General features: G+C 69.3%; 14 protein-coding genes and 2 tRNA genes. 6 read left to right on the forward strand and 10 right to left on the reverse strand.

All coding sequences use genetic code 11. The annotated features are described in order from the left end of the window. Positions 1 to 4 precede the first annotated feature (4 nt). The 3 genes from CLV63_RS01325 to CLV63_RS01335 all read right to left on the reverse strand — a co-directional run bounded on the left by CLV63_RS01325 (position 5) and on the right by CLV63_RS01335 (position 5072). Complete coding sequence (locus CLV63_RS01325; protein WP_106580974.1) at positions 5 to 1342, reverse strand: bifunctional folylpolyglutamate synthase/dihydrofolate synthase; 1338 nt, start codon at positions 1340 to 1342, stop codon at positions 5 to 7. 110 nt (positions 1343 to 1452) lie between these two features. Continuing rightward, the gene (locus CLV63_RS01330) at positions 1453 to 3492 is read right to left on the reverse strand and encodes a tetratricopeptide repeat protein (protein ID WP_146165498.1); all 2040 of its coding nucleotides are present in this window, start codon (positions 3490 to 3492) and stop codon (positions 1453 to 1455) included. Positions 3493 to 3665: 173 nt separating this feature from the next. Beyond that, on the reverse strand, positions 3666 to 5072 hold the full coding sequence (locus CLV63_RS01335) for an LVIVD repeat-containing protein (protein ID WP_106580976.1): 1407 nt from the start codon (positions 5070 to 5072) through the stop codon (positions 3666 to 3668). Between the two features lie 250 nt (positions 5073 to 5322). Between CLV63_RS01335 and CLV63_RS01340 the strand changes: the two genes are divergently transcribed. Beyond that, positions 5323 to 5955 carry a DUF305 domain-containing protein gene (locus tag CLV63_RS01340; protein ID WP_245928510.1) on the forward strand — a complete coding sequence of 211 codons (633 nt, stop codon included), beginning with the start codon at positions 5323 to 5325 and terminating at the stop codon, positions 5953 to 5955. Between the two features lie 142 nt (positions 5956 to 6097). After that, positions 6098 to 7102, forward strand: coding sequence for a glycerophosphodiester phosphodiesterase family protein (locus CLV63_RS01345; RefSeq protein ID WP_106580978.1), 1005 nt, complete (start codon positions 6098 to 6100; stop codon positions 7100 to 7102). A 136-nt stretch (positions 7103 to 7238) separates the two neighbouring features. Here CLV63_RS01345 and CLV63_RS01350 read toward each other — a convergent pair whose 3' ends face one another. Next, on the reverse strand, positions 7239 to 7748 hold the full coding sequence (locus CLV63_RS01350; RefSeq protein WP_106580979.1) for a hypothetical protein: 510 nt from the start codon (positions 7746 to 7748) through the stop codon (positions 7239 to 7241). 102 nt (positions 7749 to 7850) lie between these two features. Here CLV63_RS01350 and CLV63_RS01355 point away from each other — a divergent pair, with 102 nt between their 5' ends. Together CLV63_RS01355 and CLV63_RS01360 are read left to right on the forward strand one after the other, a co-directional pair. Then, positions 7851 to 8570, forward strand: a complete 720-nt coding sequence (locus CLV63_RS01355; protein ID WP_106580980.1) for a response regulator transcription factor — start codon at positions 7851 to 7853, stop codon at positions 8568 to 8570. Positions 8571 to 8581: 11 nt separating this feature from the next. Further along, positions 8582 to 9844, forward strand: coding sequence for a HAMP domain-containing sensor histidine kinase (locus tag CLV63_RS01360; RefSeq protein WP_245928511.1), 1263 nt, complete (start codon positions 8582 to 8584; stop codon positions 9842 to 9844). Between the two features lie 9 nt (positions 9845 to 9853). Here CLV63_RS01360 and clpX read toward each other — a convergent pair whose 3' ends face one another. The 5 genes from clpX to CLV63_RS01385 all read right to left on the reverse strand — a co-directional run bounded on the left by clpX (position 9854) and on the right by CLV63_RS01385 (position 14776). Further along, on the reverse strand, positions 9854 to 11140 hold the full coding sequence (gene clpX / locus CLV63_RS01365) for an ATP-dependent Clp protease ATP-binding subunit ClpX (protein ID WP_106580982.1): 1287 nt from the start codon (positions 11138 to 11140) through the stop codon (positions 9854 to 9856). A 295-nt stretch (positions 11141 to 11435) separates the two neighbouring features. Next, positions 11436 to 12095: an ATP-dependent Clp protease proteolytic subunit gene (locus CLV63_RS01370; RefSeq protein ID WP_106580983.1), complete on the reverse strand. Its 660-nt coding sequence runs from the start codon at positions 12093 to 12095 to the stop codon at positions 11436 to 11438. Between the two features lie 36 nt (positions 12096 to 12131). Continuing rightward, positions 12132 to 12737: a ClpP family protease gene (locus tag CLV63_RS01375; protein ID WP_106580984.1), complete on the reverse strand. Its 606-nt coding sequence runs from the start codon at positions 12735 to 12737 to the stop codon at positions 12132 to 12134. Between the two features lie 273 nt (positions 12738 to 13010). Next, the gene (gene tig, locus CLV63_RS01380; protein WP_106580985.1) at positions 13011 to 14468 is read right to left on the reverse strand and encodes a trigger factor; all 1458 of its coding nucleotides are present in this window, start codon (positions 14466 to 14468) and stop codon (positions 13011 to 13013) included. A gap of 233 nt (positions 14469 to 14701) precedes the next feature. Continuing rightward, a tRNA-Pro gene (locus CLV63_RS01385) sits at positions 14702 to 14776 on the reverse strand. 120 nt (positions 14777 to 14896) lie between these two features. On the opposite strand from CLV63_RS01385, the gene CLV63_RS01390 reads away from it, so the two are divergent. Further along, positions 14897 to 14967, forward strand: a tRNA-Gly gene (locus CLV63_RS01390). A gap of 276 nt (positions 14968 to 15243) precedes the next feature. Beyond that, positions 15244 to 15747: an adenylyltransferase/cytidyltransferase family protein gene (locus CLV63_RS01395; protein ID WP_106580986.1), complete on the forward strand. Its 504-nt coding sequence runs from the start codon at positions 15244 to 15246 to the stop codon at positions 15745 to 15747. A gap of 15 nt (positions 15748 to 15762) precedes the next feature. Here the strand turns inward: CLV63_RS01395 and corA are convergent, their stop codons facing one another. Then, entirely contained in the window at positions 15763 to 16737 is a 975-nt protein-coding gene (gene corA / locus CLV63_RS01400) for a magnesium/cobalt transporter CorA (protein ID WP_106580987.1), read from the reverse strand. Positions 16738 to 16859: the final 122 nt, after the last annotated feature.

Below are 16859 nucleotides of genomic sequence, written 5' to 3' on the forward strand. Positions count from 1 at the left end.
TCGGTCACTCCCCTTTCAGCAGGTGCACGGCGTCGCCCGCGGTGACGACGGATCCGGTGATCAGCACGCCCGTCCCGGTGGGCTCGCCGCCCTCCTCCGCCAGCGCGAGCGCCGCGTCGATGGCGTCGTCGAGCCGGGAAGCGGTGTGCACACGATCGGCCCCGAACACCGAAGCGGCGCGCTCGGCGAGTTCCCCGGCGCCGAGGCTGCGCGCCGCGGAGTTGCGGGTCGCCACGATCTCGCTGAGGACGGGTTCGAGCGCTTCGAGCATGCCGTCGACGTCCTTGTCGCCCATGATCGCGACCACGCCGACGAGCCGGGTGAAGGAGAACTCCTCCTGCACGGTTTCGACCACCGCCGCCATACCGGCGGGGTTGTGCGCCGCGTCGACCAGGATCGTTGGGCTGCTGCGCAGGACCTGCATGCGGCCCGGCGACTCGACCGCGGCGAACGCCGCCCGCACCAGCTCGCCGTCGAGGGCGTCGTCGCCCTCGGCGGGCGCCGCGAACGCCTCGACGGCGGCCAGCGCCACCGCGGCGTTGCCGGCCTGGTGCGCGCCGAACAGCGGCAGGAAGACGTCGTCGTAGCCGCCGCGCAGGCCCTTGAGCGAGAGCCGCTGTCCGCCCACGGCGACGTCGCGCTCGGCCACCCCGAATTCGAGGCCCTCACGCGCGACGGTCGCGCCGATCTCGGCGCAGTGCTCCATCAGCACCTCGGCCGCAGCCAGCGGCTGCTGGGCGAGCACGGCCACCGACCCCGGCTTGATGATCCCGGCCTTCTCCCCGGCGATGCCCTCGACGGTGTCGGGCAGGAACTCGGTGTGGTCGATGCCGATGGGCGTGACCACGGCGACGTCGGCGTCGGCGACGTTGGTGGCGTCCCAGGACCCGCCTATGCCGACCTCGATCACCGCGACGTCGACGGGGGCGTCGGCGAACGCCGCGTACGCCATGACGGTGAGCACCTCGAAGAACGACATGGCGACGTCGTTGCCGGAATCGACCATCTGCACGTACGGGATGACGTCCGCATAGGTCGCGACGAACGCCTCTTCGCTGATGGGCTCGCCGTCGATGACGATGCGCTCGCGCATGGTCCGCAGATGCGGGCTGGTGTAGCGCCCCACCCGCAACCGCCGCTCCCGCAGCAGGCCGTCGACCATCCGCGCGGTGGAGGTCTTACCGTTCGTCCCGGTCAAATGCACGACCCGGAAGTTGCGCTGCGGATCCCCCAGCAGATCCAGCGCCGCCCGCACCCGATCCAACGTCGGATCGATATCGGTCTCGACGGCCCGGGCCAGGATGGCGGCCTCAACAGCACGGTAATCGGGTATGGAGGTCACAGTCTTCCGAAGGTCAGGGTGGGTACGGCTGCCCCAAGTCTAATCCGCCCCCACCACCCGCCCCACGCACCCACCCCTCGTGCCATGAGCGCTGGCGGAACACACGAGGCTCAGTCCGGGGAGCCAACACCGCCGAGTTCGGCCAGGTTTCGCCGTGTCAGGACGGTATCGGGGTGGCTGTCTCCGAGAAGCCGCTCCTGATCTCCGAGCACGCTGCGGAGCCGTGCCTCGGCTTCCGCGCGAGCCCCGAGGCGACCTGCGATCCACGCGGTCGCATGGCGGGCACGAAGGGTATCCGGGTGCGTGGAGCCCAGCGAATGCTCGCGCGAGTGCAGGATGCGTTCATAAAGCGCCGCCGCTTCCGGGAGGTCTCCCTGCCGTTGCGCAATCCAGGCGAGGGCGAGGAGGGTCGAAAGGGTATCCCTGTGCTCCGAGCCAAGCATGCGCATCCGCATCTCGTACACTTCGCCGAATTCGGCTCTGGCCCGATCGAGTTCGCCGCGTTGTGCCGATATCCACGCCAGTCCCTGGCGGGCACGCATTGCCCCCGCGTGTTGCTGCTCGTTCCTCTTCGCGTGCAGTCGAAGCGCCAGTCGGTACTCGGCTTCTGCCGAATCGTGGTCGCCCATCTCTGCCAACAGCCATGCGAGCCCGCGATGGGCGGTGACCGTGTCGCCGTCCTCCTCTCCCAGGACACGGCGGCGGGCTTCGAGGATCGCGACGTACTCCGGATGTGCACGCTCCAACTCCCCGCGGCGAACCAGCGCAAACGCCAGACGGTGCCGGGTTCGCAGTGTGTCGGGGTGGTCGTCCCCCAACACGATGGACTGCACTTCGAGACCTGCGCCGTAGGCGCTCTCCTCCATCACCAGATCGCGGCCCTCGTCCATGTGGACGAGTTCGAAGGCGGCCGCCACGACAGCGATGGCCTGGTCGCCGAATTGCCGACGCGTCGTCTCTGCGACTACGGGATGCATCCCGACGGTCGGTTCGCCGTTGACCGAACTCATATCGATCAGGCTGCGCGAGGCGAGTTCCATCAACGCTCGATCGACGTCGGCGGCTGTCAGCGCTTCCGTACCGATATCCACGATGGATCCGGCAAGCCGCTCGGCCGCGAGCCGTCGGACGGGGACCCTGGCTCCTCGATGGCCGAGGAGCGCCAGGATCGAGAGCAGGGGGCGTGCATGCGAATGCTCCGGAATGAACGATGTCACCGAAAAATCCCAAACTCGTGTCAGTAGCGATTGCTGCTCGTCCGCTGTCGAACTCTCCGCACCTGAGGGAGTATCCGCATGTATCGATACCTGAAGGTGGGCCAGTGCCCCTTCGTATCCGTCAATCGCCAGCGGATGCTCTCGTATCAGCCTGCCGACGAGGCGGAGTGCCAGCCCGACGCCGCCCAGGAGTTCCGCAAGATCCCAGGCGGCCCTGGGAATCGGGGTTTCCGCATCCTGAGCGGCGACTGCCGCATGGTCCCGCAGGACGAGCACTGAATCAGTGACAGGCAACGGATCCACTGCGTGCATGCGGGCGGGGCGCCACACATCGTGCCGACCGACCCTGGAGGTCACCAGCGTCGTCCCCGCCATGCTCCCGCGAATCCAGCCCCTGCTTCCTCCGGGCACACCACCATCAGCGATATCGGCGACGTGATCAAGACTGTCGAATACCAGCAGCCACGGCTCAGGACTCGCATGCAGCCACTGCCAGGCCCAACGGCAGGCGCGCTGGGGCAAGCCCGAATAGTGGATCGCATCGGTCATGGAGCCGCCGAGTTCCACGGCAACCCAGAGCATCGACGCCATCATCTGCTCCGGATGCACCCAGAACACCGGAATACCCTGGCTTTCCGCCTGCTCGGCGAGTGCCTGCGCGACCGTGGTCTTGCCACAACCGCCGAGACCGTGCAGCACCCGCGGTACACCATCGGGTTCCGAGAGCAGTGCAGTCAGCTCGGCCATGATTTCGCGGCGGTCGCGAAGCGGACCTTCCAAATTAGGCGGGTCGAGGCTGACGTCATCAAGCCTGCCCGGCCCGGAGCCAAGGGGATCGCCCGCGGACGCAGCGTAGATGTGCACTCCGCCACGGATGCTTCCTGCCTGCACGAGATGGCCGCTGACGTTTCCGTGTGAGGCGTTCTCGGTCACGGTTCAGGTCACTCCCGCGCATCAATCCATGGATATGTCCATGATGACTCACCGCCGCTGACATGCCGACCTCGCCCGGCGCACCGCGGTTCCCCGACCCACTGGGCAGGGGAACAGCGGGCGGCCCACCGACCCGGTGGGGTGGTGGGCCGCTGCTGCTGTACCGGTCGGGGTCAGTAGGTGGGCTGGTTCTGCGGGTTGAGTTCGTCGTATTCGACGTCCTCGGCCTTCTTGAGGCGGCGGTCGTTGAGCTTCAGGACGTCGAAGCCCATGCGCATCTCGTTGGAGTAGACGTGGCCGTTGTAGTAGTACGCCGACCACGTTCCGCCGCCGAGGCCCTCAGGGTGCGGGCCGCGGTCGAAGTAGCCGATCTCCTTCGGCCGGGACGGGTTGTTGAAGTCGATGATCGACACGCCGCCCTGGTACCAGGACTGCACGAAGTAGTCCTTGCCCTTGACCGGGATCAGCGAGCCGTTGTGGGCGACGCAGTTCTCGGTGTCGGTCTGGTGGCGGGGCAGCTTGAAGTAGCTCGCGAACTTCAGCTCGGGGCCCTTGCCCTTTCCGACGTCGCCCTTGAGCCGGTAGATGGCGTCGGCGCCGCGCTCGGGGCCGACCTCCTCGTTGCAGGTGGCCGCGCCGCCGCCGCCGAGTTCGTCGGTGAAAAGGACGGCCTTGGCGTCGTTGGTGAAGGTCGCCGAGTGCCAGAACGCGAAGTTCTCGTCCTGGATCTGCTCGATGACCTTGGGTTCGGTGCGGTCGCTGATGTCCATCAGCACACCGTCGCCCATGCACGCGCCGGCGGCGATGTCCTTCTCGGCGAAGACCGTGATGTCGTGGCAGCCCTCGGTGGGCCGCAGCAGGCCGGGCTGGTCGTGGTTGCCGCCCTCGGGGAAGAGCACCGGGGTACTGACGATGTCGGCCGAGGCCGGGTCGTCCTTGGGGACCTCGATGATCGAGATCTTGTCGTGGGGCGGCTTGCAATTGGGGAACTTCTCGGAGGGGCCGTAGGACGACACGTAGATGTAGTCGGTGTCCTTGTCGCCCGGCACCAGGGTGTTGGTGTGGGAGCCGCAGTCGGTGCGCACCGCCGACACGTACTCCGGGTTCTTCTTGTCGGAGATGTCGAAGATGCGCATGCCCTCGAACGCGCCGGGGTCCTCGGCGGTGGCCTCGGGCGCGCCGCAGTCCTCGCCCTTGCGCGGGTAGTCGACCGAGAAGTACAGCAGGTCGCCGCTGACCGACACGTCGCCCTGGCCGCCCTCGCACAGCACGGTGCTGACGATCTCGGGCTCGGCCGGCGTGGAGATGTCGTAGATGACGAAACCGTCGTAGTTGCCGCCGATGGCGTAGTCACCGGTGAACGCGAGGTCGGAGTTGGTGTTGTCGACGGGTGCCGGCTTGCGGATGTTGGCGAGGTGCTCCACGTTGTCGCTGGAGTCGATCTCGCCCGCTCCGGGGGCGTCGGCCGACGCCGCCGAGGGGATCAGTGCCGCCCCCAGGGCCAGTGCCGCCGCGGCGGCCAGGGCGGTGGCCCTGCGCCAGGGGCGTGGCGCCCGTAAGGGGGTGGGGGGTGACGCCATGCGGACTCCTCATGGTCAGGACGGACACTTCACGGCAGCAGAAAAATACCGACAGTTGACCCTATTTGTACAGATCGCATAAGCTACCAAATGAGTAGGTTTATGCGCTGAGGTCGCATGGTCGCGGCGCCTGTCCGCATCCGGCCTCTGGACACCGGCCCCTCCGGTGCCCGACGATGCGTGCATCGCCCGGGCCCACCCCCCGGGTCCGATCCGGCGGACGGGAGCCCTCACAGTGCGGCGTTGGCACATGGTTGCGGCGGCGGCCGCCCTGGTCCTGGCGGCGGGGTGCGCCGAGGAGCCCGCCCCGGTCCTGGCCCCCAAGGGGCCCGGCGAAGGCAACGCCACCGTCACGGACGAACGCACGGCGACCGCCGGCGGCGCGAAGCGCAACGACGCCGACACCGCCTACGTCCGGAAGATGATCCACCACCACCGCCAGGCCGTCGTGATGACCGACCTGGTGCCCGACCGCGCGCACCGCGGCGGCATCGAGAAGATCGCCGACCGCATGTCCGTCGCGCAGGGCACCGAGATCGACGCCATGGAGCAGTGGCTCGACAAGGGCGAGTGCAAGGCGAAGGCCGAGGAGCCCGGGCACGACCACGGCGGCTCCGACAACGCCGCGTGCCCCCCGATCGACCACGACTCCATGCCGGGCATGGCGTCGAAAGCGCAGCTGGCCGACTTGAAGGACGCCGAGGGCAAGGAGTTCGACACCCTGTTCGTCGACCTGATGACGACCCACCACGAGGGGGCCATCACCATGGCGGAGGACGTCGTCAAGAACGGCAAGGACACCATGATCAGGTCGATGGCCAACGACGTCATCGTCGAACAGCGCACCGAGATCGACCGGATGGACTCGGTCCTCGACGGCTAGATCGTTGATGGGCGGGCGTCGTGGCGCCGGAAATCGCGTCGCGCACCGGCGTCGGTGAACAGGTGACCAGGGACGCGTCCGGGCCGGTGCCGCAGCACCACGCGGGTCCGGGTGGGGGCCGGCCGATGGCAGACTCCAGGCCATGACAGAACGGGAGACTCCCGGTGCGCCGCCATCGCGGAGGCGGCGGAGGTGGGCGGCAGCGGGCATCGTCCTGCTGCTCGTCGCCGGTGGCGTATGGGCGAACAACACGTCGCTCTTCGGCTCCACGGCAGGCAAGGCGCCCCGGGTGCTGGCGCACCGCGGGCTGAGCCAGACCTTCGACGCATCAGGGGTCGGGAACGACACCTGCACGGCCGAGCGCATCCACCCTCCCGAGCACGACCACCTGGAGAACACCCTCTCCGGGATGCGGGCCGCCTTCGACGCGGGGGCCGACGCCGTCGAACTCGATGTCCACATCACCGCCGATGGCGACTTCGCGGTGTTCCATGACTGGGAGGTCGGCTGCCGGACCGATGGCAGCGGCACCACCAGGGATCACACCATGGCCGAGCTCAAGGAGCTCGACATCGGCTACGGGTACACGCCCGATGGCGGTAGGACCCATCCATTCCGGGGCCAGGGCAAGGGCGCGCTGCCGTCCCTGGGCGAGGTGTTGGCGGAGTTCCCCACAGAGCCCCTGCTCATCCACGTCAAGAGCGACGACCCCGCCGAAGGCGAGGCGCTGGCGGACCGCCTGGCCCGGTTGCCCGACCGGCGCCTCGGCGAGGTGACCGTCTACGGCGGGGACGCGCCGGTGGCCGCGTTGCGCGATCGGATGCCGGGACTCCGGGTGATGTCCAAGGAGATCATGCTCGACTGCCTGCTGGCCTACGAGGCCGTGGGCTGGACCGGCCACGTCCCCGCAGCCTGCTCCGGCGTGCAGTTGCACATCCCCGAGGGCTACGCGCCGTGGCTGTGGGGGTGGCCCTCGACGTTCGTCGCGCGGATGGAGGCGGTGGACACGCGGGTGGTGCTGGTCGCGGGGTCCGGCGGGTTCTCCGAAGGGTTCGACACCCGTGAATCACTGGAGCGCGTTCCCGACGGCTTCACCGGGACCATTTGGACCAACCGGGCCGACCGGATCGCACCGCTGGTCCGGTGACGGCGGGCCGACGGTTCGGAACGCCAGGTGCACGGGAATGCCTCCGGGCCGGTCGCCACCCGCCGACCTTCGACGCCCTTCGCCGTGTGCGCAGCGGGTTTCAGCACACCCCCATCAACGATCCCGACCGGGAGGGTCAGTCCCCTTTCCGGTCGGGCAGCAGCTCCGGTGCGCCCTTGGCGCAGGTGATCCGCATGTCGACGTCGTTCTCGCCGTGCTCGAACTCCACCGACACGTCGTCGTCGGGGCCCGGCTCGACGTCGTCGACCGAGTAGCCCTGCGCGGGGGTCCACCACGCCAGGACCGCGCGGTCGCCGGCGCAGTACGCCGCGACCGAACCGCCGTCGCTCTGGAGGACCTTGGTGGGCCCCTTCCGCGCATCGGGGTTGGTCTGGGCGCCGTCGGGCGGCGCGGGCTCCTGCGAGGGCGAGGACGAAGGCGCCGACGCGCCGGGCGACACCGGCGGCGTGCGCTGCGCCGCGCGGTCGGAGTCGAGCTCGCGCTGCGCGCTCTCCTGGCTCACCGGCTCGACGGAGTCTGAGGTGATACCGGTGCCGAGCAGGGTGACGGCGGTGACCCCGACCGCCACCGCGACCACCGCCGCGACACACCACCCGGCGATCGCGAGCACGGACTGGCGTTTCATGGCTCCCACAGTGGCAGGCGTGTTCCTAACCGCAGGTTAACGCGGGACTATCGCGGCGCTGCGCCGCCCCCGCTCCCCCGCCCCGTTGGTTACGGTGCAGGCGTGGCCCAGTTACTGCTGATCGAAGACGACCCCACCATCCGCTCCTCACTGAGCCGTGCCCTGGGCGAGCGCGGGCACGCCGTCACATCGGCGCCCACGGCGATGGCCGGCCTGCGCGACGCCGTCGACGCCCGCCCCGACCTCGTCGTCCTCGACCTCGGGCTGCCCGACCTCGACGGCCTGGAGATGCTGCGGATGCTGCGCGCCGTCTCGCGCGTGCCGGTCATCGTCGCCACCGCCCGCGACGACGAGCGCGAGATCGTGCGCGCCCTGGACGCCGGCGGCGACGACTACGTCGTCAAGCCGTTCAGCGCGGCCCAGCTCGACGCCCGCATCCGGGCGGTCCTGCGCCGGTTCGGCACCGCCGACGCCGGCGAGGAGACCGCCGTCGGCGTCGGCGGCCTGCGCGTCGACTCCGCCACCCGCGAGGCGTCCCTCGACGGCACCGCGCTGGACCTCACCCCCAAGGAGTTCGACCTGCTGCACTACCTCGCCGCCCGCTCGGGCCAGGTGGTGTCGAAGAAGGAGCTGCTGACCGAGGTGTGGCAGGTGCCCTACGGCGGCGCCGACAAGTCCGTCGACGTGCACCTGTCATGGCTGCGCCGCAAGCTCGGGGAGACGGCGCAGTCGCCCCGCTACCTCCAGACCGTGCGCGGCGTCGGGGTCAAGCTCACGGCGCCCCCGGACGCCGCCGGCGGCGGGACCGGCGACCCCGCATGAGGCGCCGCCTGATGCTGCTGGTCCTGGCGACCAGCTCCCTCGTCCTCGTGGCGTTCCTCGTGCCGCTGGCCGTCCTGGTGGGCGACGTCGCCCACGACCGCGCCATCAGCAGCGCGTCGCTGGAGGCCCGCACCCTGAGCGTCGTCGCGACCGGCGACGAGGCGGCGCTGCGCTCCGCCGTCCAGCGCATCAACACCGGCGAGCAGTTCCCCGTGACGGTGTTCCGCCCCGACGGCGCCGAACTCGGCGCGGCCGCCGAGCGGAGCCCCGCGGTCCAACTCGCCCGCTCCACCAGCCGGACCCTCAGCGCCGAGCTGCCCGACGGCGGCATCGAGGTGTTGACCAGCGTCGGAGCGTCCGAGGGCACCACGGTCATCCGGGTGTACGTGAGCCAGGAGCAGCTGACCGCCGGCGTCTACCGGGCGTGGATCATCCTCGCCCTCCTCGGCCTGGCCCTGCTGGCACTGAGCATGCTCGTCGCGGAGCGCCTCGGCCGGTCGCTGGTGGGCTCGATCGGCGAACTGGCGGTCACCTCGCGCCGCCTCGCGGGCGGCGACCTCACCGCGCAGGCGCGGCCGAACGGCCCGGCCGAGATCGAGGCGGTCGCGGCGACCCTCAACACCCTGGCCGCGCGCATCACCGAACTGCTGGTGGCCGAGCGCGAGCGGGTCGCCGACCTGTCGCACCGGGTGCGCACACCGCTGACGGCGCTCAAGCTCGACGCGGAGTCCGTGCGCGACCCGCAGGACCGCGAGCGGCTGGAGACGTCCATCGCCGCACTGGAGCGGGCGGTCACCCAGACCATCAACGAGGCCCGCGAACCCGCCGGCGAGGGCGGCGCGTGCGACGCCACCCGGGTGGTAAGGGAGCGCGTGGAGTTCTGGAGCGTGCTCGCCGAGGACCAGGAGCGCCCGTTCTCGGCCCTGCTGCCCGACGGCCCGCTGCTGGTGCGGATCTCCGAGGCCGAACTGGCGCCCGCGGTCGACGCGCTGCTGGGAAACGTGTTCGCGCACACCCCCGAAGGGACGGCGTTCTCGGTGCGGCTCACCGCCGACGCGGGCGGCGGCGCGGTGCTCCAGGTGCGCGACGAGGGCCCCGGGCTGCCGAGGTCGGCCGCCCAGCGGGGCCGCAGCGGGGCGGGGTCGAGCGGGCTGGGCCTCGACATCGCCCGCCGCGCGGCCGAGAGCTCCGGCGGCTCCTGGGCCACCGATTCGCCCGGCGGGGCGCGGATCACCCTGCGGCTGGGCCCGCCCGACGGAGCGGCGGCGGGCTGAGCGCGCGGCTCAGGCGGTCTTCTCCTCGGGGGGCTCCTCGGCGCCCTTGAGCTTGGTGCGCGGCACGATCGTGGGGTTCACGTGCTCCAGCACCGCCTCGCGGGTGATGATGACCTGCCCGACGTCCTCGCGGCTGGGGACCTCGTACATCACCGAGAGCAGGACCTCCTCGATGATGGCGCGCAGGCCCCGCGCGCCCGTGCCGCGGATGATGGCCTGCTCGGCGATGGCGTCGAGGGCGTCGTCGGAGAACTCCAGCTCGACGTTGTCGAGCTCGAACAGCCGCTGGTACTGCTTGACCAGCGCGTTCTTCGGCTCGGTGAGGATCTGCACGAGCGCGGGGCGGTCGAGGTTGTGCACGCTGGTGATGACCGGCAGCCGCCCCACGAACTCCGGGATCATGCCGAACTTCAGCAGGTCCTCGGGCATGATCTCGGCGAAGTGGTCGGCGGCCCCGACCGCCTTCGACGGACGCAGGGTGGCGTTGAAGCCCATGCCCTGCTTGCCCACCCGCTGCTCGATGATCTGCTCCAGGCCGGCGAACGCCCCACCGACGATGAACAGCACGTTGGTGGTGTCGATCTGGATGAACTCCTGGTGCGGGTGCTTGCGCCCGCCCTGGGGCGGCACACTCGCCGTGGTGCCCTCGAGGATCTTCAGCAGCGCCTGCTGCACGCCCTCGCCCGACACGTCGCGGGTGATCGACGGGTTCTCGCTCTTGCGCGCGACCTTGTCGACCTCGTCGATGTAGATGATGCCGGTCTCGGCCTTCTTGACGTCGTAGTCGGCGGCCTGGATCAGCTTCAGCAGGATGTTCTCGACGTCCTCGCCGACGTACCCGGCCTCGGTGAGGGCCGTGGCGTCGGCGATGGCGAACGGGACGTTCAGGATGCGGGCGAGGGTCTGCGCAAGCAGGGTCTTGCCCGACCCGGTGGGGCCCAGCAGCAGGATGTTGGACTTGGCGATCTCGATGTCGGCCTCGCGCGCGGCGGACTCGCCCTCGGACTGCACGCGCTTGTAGTGGTTGTACACCGCGACCGACAGCGACTTCTTGGCCTGGTCCTGGCCCACCACGTAGGAGTCGAGGAACTCGTAGATCTCCCGCGGTTTGGGCAGGCGGTCCCACTTCATCTCGGTGGTGTCGGCGAGCTCTTCCTCGATGATCTCGTTGCAGAGGTCGATGCACTCATCGCAGATGTACACACCGGGGCCGGCAATGAGCTTCTTCACCTGCTTCTGGCTCTTGCCGCAGAACGAGCACTTCAGCAGGTCTCCACCGTCGCCGATGCGTGCCACCCAGCCACTCCTTAAAACGTCGGCCGCCCCAACGGCGTGCCTACCGCGGCACGCCCCCGGCCTCGAAGAACGTTGCGACCATCACCTGCCGGCAGCACGGACCATGCGCTGGAGCACGGCGCCGCTTTATCCACCGCTTATCAGGATAAGCGCTCTCCTCGGAGCCGGTAACAGGGCGATCTGTGCGTCGTTCCCCCGAGCCTAAGCCAAGAAGCGGGCCGGACACACCGCACGCCGATCTCGGCGTGTGGGCGCCGGCCCGGTTCGCGAACAGCCGATCCCCGCCGAAATGCCCCTATTGCAGGGAACTCTTCCGGTACGGCATCACTTCGTCGACGATGCCGTAGTCCTTTGCTTCCTGCGCGGTGAGGATCTTGTCGCGCTCGATGTCGCGGGAGACATCCTCCGGCGTCTTGTCGGTGTGCCGGGCCAGGGTCTTCTCCATCTGCTCACGGATCCGCATGATCTCGTTCGCCTGGATCTCGATGTCGGCCGCAGCGCCGTAGCTGCCCTCCATGGCGGGCTGGTGGATCATCACCCGCGCGTTGGGCAGCGCGGCCCGCTTGCCCTTGGTGCCGCCGGCGAGGAGGACGGCCGCGGCCGACGCCGCCTGGCCGATGCAGACCGTGGCGATGTCGGGGCGCACGAACTGCATGGTGTCGTAGATGGCCATCAGTGCCGTGAACGACCCGCCGGGCGAGTTGATGTACAGCGTGATGTCGCGCTCGGAGTCCATGTGCTCCAGCGTGATGAGCTGGGCCATGATGTCGTTCGCCGACACGTCGTCGATCTGCGAGCCGACGAAGATGATGCGGTCCTCGAAGAGCTTGTTGTACGGGTTCATCTCCTTGACGCCGTACGACGTGCGCTCGACGAAGGAGGGCAGGATGTAGCGGCTCTGCGGAGAGTCGGGCGCCATCCCGCCGCCGTAGAGGTTGGGGTTGAACTGGGTCATTTCCTGGCCTTCCACACTGCGGGTCGCGACTGCTGCCTAGAGGTGTCCGCCGGTCACAACGTCGACGGTCCCTTCGAGGACCTCGTCGATGAACCCGTAGTCCTTGCCCTCCTGGGCGGTGAACCAGCGGTCGCGGTCGGCGTCCTTCTCCAACTGCTCCTTGGTCTGCCCGGTGTGCAGCGCCGTACGCTCGAAGAACATGCGCTTCACGTACAGCAGCTGGTCGGCGAGGATGCGGATGTCCGACGCCGTGCCGCCGATCCCGCCCGAGGGCTGGTGCATCATGATGCGGGTGTGCGGCAGGGCGTAACGCTTGCCGGGGGCGCCCGCGCAGAGCAGCATCTGCCCCATGGAGGCGGCCATGCCCATGCCCACGGTGCGGACGTCGTTGGGGATGTACTGCATGACGTCGTAGATTGCCATGCCCGCGGTGACCGACCCGCCGGGCGAGTTGATGTACAGCGTGATGTCCCGCTGGCGGTCCTCGGCCGACAGCAGCAGCAGCTCGCCGACAAGGCGGTTGGCGATCTCGTCGTCGACCTGCTGGCCGAGGAAGATGATGCGCTCGCGAAGCAGGCGCTGCGGGGTCTGATCGAACATCGAGGGAAGCGGCGACTCGTTGGTTCGGGCGTCGATTCGCATTGACTCGTTACTGGTCGGAGGCACTCTCGTCACCTGCTCCGGAATCGAAACTGTTGCGACGCTTGCGACACTAACGCTCTTCACACAGCCGCTTAGACGATTCGTGGCCCTGTTCGCTTTTAGCGCAGGTGCCAGCCGCGGCGACCTGCGAATTGAGCGCAGGGCGAACGTTGCCGGGTGACACCAGGGCCCCGCGCCGACTGCTCGGCGCGGGGCCCTGGTGCGGTGCCCGTACGGGACTGCCGGACGGGACTACGCGGGTTGCCGCGCGGGCTACTTGGACTCGGCCGGCGCCGCGTCCTCGGCGGTGTCGGCCGCAGCCTCGGCCGGCCGGTCGCCGGCCTCGGCGGACGCGTCCGCGGACTCGTCGGCCGGGTCCTCTGCGGCCTCGTCGTCGTTGGCCGCCTCGGCGGTCTCGCCCTGCGGGGTGTCCTGCTCGACGGTGTTGCCCGACTCGTCGGTGATGACGGCGGACCCCATGACCAGGTTCATCGCCTTGGAGCGGACGACCTCGGTGTAGGCGACCCGGATCTGGTTCGACTCGACCAGGTGCTGCACCAGCTGGTCCGGCGAGACGCCCATGCGCTGCGCCTGCTCGGTGATGAACTGGCCGAGCTCGTCGTTGTCTGCTGCAATGTCGTTCTGGAGCGCGAGCTGGTCGAGGACGAACCCGGACTTCACCGCGGCGCGGGCGCCCTTTGTGAGCTCCTCCTCGAACTCCTCCTCGGTCTGCTCCTGGGACTCGAAGTAGCCCTCCTTGGTCAGCCCGCTCTGCGTGAGCTGCTGCTCGAGGCTCTCGCGGCGCCGGGTGACCTCCTCCTCGACGATGCTGTCGGGAAGGGGGAGGTCGATGGAGTCGACCAGCTGCTCCAGGGCGCGGTCGCGGCCCTGGGAGACCTGCTGCACCCGGCGGACCTGCTCCATGCGGCCGCGGACGTCGTCGCGCAGCTCAGCGATGGTGTCGAACTCGCTCGCCATCTGGGCGAACTCGTCGTCGAGCTCGGGGAGCTCCTTCACCTTGACGCTGTGCACGGTGACGGTGACGTCGGCTTCCTTGCCCTCGTGCTCGCCGCCGACGAGCTTGGTGGAGAAGGTCGAGGACGCGCCCTCGGCCATGCCCACCAGGGCTTCGTCGAGCCCGTCGAGCATGGTGTTGGTGCCGATCTCGTACGAGATGCCGGACGCCTGGACGTCCTCCAGCTTCTCGCCGTCGATGGCGGCGGAGAGGTCGATGGAGAGGTGGTCGCCGGTCTCGGCGGGGCGGTCGGCGCCGACGAGGGTGCCGAACCGCTCGCGGAGGTTGGCGACCTGGTCGTCGACCTGCTCGTCGGTCAGTTCGGCGTCATCGACGGTGACCTCGATGCCTTCGTAGCCGGTGACCTCGAACTTCGGCCGGACGTCGACCTCGGCGGTGAAGGACAGCTCGTCGTTGTCCTCCAGCTTGGTGATCTCCACCTCGGGCTGGCCGAGCGCGAAGATCTCCTCCTTCTGGACGGCCTCGTTGTACAGCTCCGGAACGGCGTGGTTCACCGCTTCGCTGATCACCGCGCCCCGCCCGACGTAACGGTCGATCAGCCGTGCCGGGGCCTTGCCCGGGCGGAAGCCCTTGATCCGGACCTGCTTGGCGAGCGACTTGTATGTCACGTCGAAGGCGTGGTCGAGTTCCTTGAAGGGAACTTCGATGGTCAGCTTGACCCGGGTCGGGCTCAGCTCCTCGACATCGGTCTTCACGGGGCGGTACTCCTAGATTTCCGGCTGTTTTCCGGTACGACCCGGCACTTGACGGCACGGCTCACTTACAACGACGCTTCCGTGCGGCGGACGGCCGGCGCTCACCGCGGGCGTCCCGGACGACTTGGCTCGTTGCGCGATTATCCTGCTGATCACGCCAAGTCTAGGACAGGTGTGCGGGCGCTCAGGGACATCGCGGAAGCAGTGCGGGAATCCCCGGAGCCGTTTTCTCGTCGGGGAGGCGGGATTCGAACCCGCGGCCTCATGCTCCCAAAGCATGCGCGCTAACCAAGCTGCGCTACTCCCCGTGACCGACGCGCCAGAGCACCGCGCGGCGCGGTAATCCGTGCGCGGTCGGCGCCTGAGAGACTGTAGTCTGTCCTCGTCGGCCTCACGAGTCTAGAGGAGATTCGCGCAGCCGAGGACACGCGGGCGTAGTTCAATGGTAGAACTCCAGCCTTCCAAGCTGGCCATGCCGGTTCGATCCCGGTCGCCCGCTCTGCACCGCCCGAAGGCCAGGTCAGCCGGTATCAATCCGTGACCTGGCCTTCGCGCTGTCCGGCCCCGATCCCGGGTCCGCCGCACCGCGCCCGGGGCGGCTGGCGCCCGGATCGCGCGCCTGGGAGCATCGGTGCTGCCGGCGGGCTGCGGGAATAGCGGAACCCGCGATCCTCGTTGCCGGTTCCAGTGCGCCCGGTGCCTTTGCAGAGAGGTGCCCTTGCACGGAATCCCCGCGGCCGGTGCTTATGACGACCTGTTTGGACGGAACCCGAAGATGGCGAGTAGCGATCCCGAAGGCGACGACGCGGCCGCGCTCGCGCTCCGCTGGTACGCGGGGCCGCCCGCCGAGCGGCCCGTCGCGGTGGTGACCGGCGCCTTCGACGTGCTGCACGTGGGCCACGTGCGCTTCCTCTCCGCTGTCCGCGAGAGGGGGTTCCCGCTGGTCGTCGGGGTCGAGGACGACGCACGGGTGCGTTCCTGGAAGGGCACCGGGCGGCCGGTCCACGCCGAGGCCGATCGCGCCGAGATGCTCGCCGCGCTGCGCTGCGTCGACGGCGTGTTCACCGTCTCCGGTCCGCCGGAGACGGTCGGGTGGCAGGCCTACGCCGCGCTGCTGGCCCCGCTGGACCCCGCTGCCCTCGCGTACACGGCGGGCGATCCGCACTCCGCGGCGAAGCGGCTGGGCGCCGAGGCGCTCGGCGCGCACGCGTGGGAGCTGCCGTTCACGGCCGGGCGCTCGACGAGCGCGACCCTGGGGCGGCTGGCCGGATCGCTGTAGCCCGGCCCGGGCCCGCTACAGCCACTTGCTCCGCTTGAACCCCACGAACAGGGCGATGCACGCCCCCGCGATGAAGATCATCGCCGAGGGGTAGCCCCACACCGACTTGAGCTCCGGCATGTGGGTGAAGTTCATCCCGTAGACCCCGGCGACCATGGTCGGCACCGCCATGATGGCGGCCCACGCGGTGATGCGCCGGCCGTCGTCGTTCTGCTGCACGCTCACCTGGGCGAGGTAGGCCGACATCACCTGGGGCAGCAGTTCGTTGATCGAGGCGACCTTGCCGTTGACCTGCATGACGTGGTCGGCGACGTCGCGGAAGAACGGCATCGCGCCGGCGGTCACCCGGACGGTGTCGCCCGCGACGATCGCGTTCATCACCGGCACCAGGGGCTGGATGGCGTTGTGCATTTGCAGGACCTCGCGCTTGAGGGCGTAGATCTCGCTCGCGAGGGTCCCCTTGAGGCTGAGGAACACCCGCTCCTCCAGCTCGGTGACCGCGTCCTGCACCTGGTCGGCGATCTCCACGTACTCGTCGACGATGGCGTCGAGGACGCCGTAGAGCACCACCGGGGCGCCGAACTCCAGCAGCTCGGGGTCGCCGTCGAGGCGGTGGCGCACCGGGCCCAGCGGGTCGATGTCGCCGTGCCGGACGGTCACGACGTAGTTGCGGCCGAGGAAGACCAGCACCTCGCCGGACTCGACGTCGCGGGTGTCGGGATCGTAGGTGAGCGCCTTGAGCACCACGAGCACGACCTTGCCGTAGCGCTCCAGTTTCGGGCGCTGGTGCGGGCTCAGGGCGTCCTCGACGGCGAGGGGGTGGAGCTCCAGCTCCTTCGCCGCCAGCTCGAACTCCTCGGCGGTGGGCTCGTGGAGGTCGATCCAGCAGAAGGCGTTGTCGTCTTTGCGCAGAGCCTCGTCAAGGGCGTCGCTGATGTCGCCGTCGACGAGCTCGCGTCCATTCGCGCGGTAGATCGCGCATTCCGTCATCACGGCGGACCATTATTGCCAGTGGATCCGAGGAGCAGAACCTCCGCGTCTCAACGTTTGAGACATAACAGGAGTTCCCGGCCCTCATGACCGGAAGCGGACACGATCGCGGCCCTGGTGAT

The sequence above is a fragment of the Murinocardiopsis flavida genome, assembly GCF_003014485.1.
Lineage (GTDB): Bacteria > Actinomycetota > Actinomycetes > Streptosporangiales > Streptosporangiaceae > Murinocardiopsis > Murinocardiopsis flavida.

What these genes read in the sequence shown, in the direction of transcription:
- CLV63_RS01335 (WP_106580976.1), bottom strand. Translation starts at nt 5,072, where the DNA reads ATGGCGTCACCCCCCACCCCCTTACGGGCGCCACGCCCCTGGCGCAGG.
- CLV63_RS01395 (WP_106580986.1), top strand. Translation starts at nt 15,244, where the DNA reads ATGGCGAGTAGCGATCCCGAAGGCGACGACGCGGCCGCGCTCGCGCTC.
- CLV63_RS01375 (WP_106580984.1), bottom strand. Translation starts at nt 12,737, where the DNA reads ATGCGAATCGACGCCCGAACCAACGAGTCGCCGCTTCCCTCGATGTTC.
- CLV63_RS01345 (WP_106580978.1), top strand. Translation starts at nt 6,098, where the DNA reads ATGACAGAACGGGAGACTCCCGGTGCGCCGCCATCGCGGAGGCGGCGG.
- CLV63_RS01340 (WP_245928510.1), top strand. Translation starts at nt 5,323, where the DNA reads ATGGTTGCGGCGGCGGCCGCCCTGGTCCTGGCGGCGGGGTGCGCCGAG.
- CLV63_RS01360 (WP_245928511.1), top strand. Translation starts at nt 8,582, where the DNA reads ATGCTGCTGGTCCTGGCGACCAGCTCCCTCGTCCTCGTGGCGTTCCTC.
- CLV63_RS01370 (WP_106580983.1), bottom strand. Translation starts at nt 12,095, where the DNA reads ATGACCCAGTTCAACCCCAACCTCTACGGCGGCGGGATGGCGCCCGAC.
- corA (WP_106580987.1), bottom strand. Translation starts at nt 16,737, where the DNA reads ATGACGGAATGCGCGATCTACCGCGCGAATGGACGCGAGCTCGTCGAC.
- CLV63_RS01350 (WP_106580979.1), bottom strand. Translation starts at nt 7,748, where the DNA reads ATGAAACGCCAGTCCGTGCTCGCGATCGCCGGGTGGTGTGTCGCGGCG.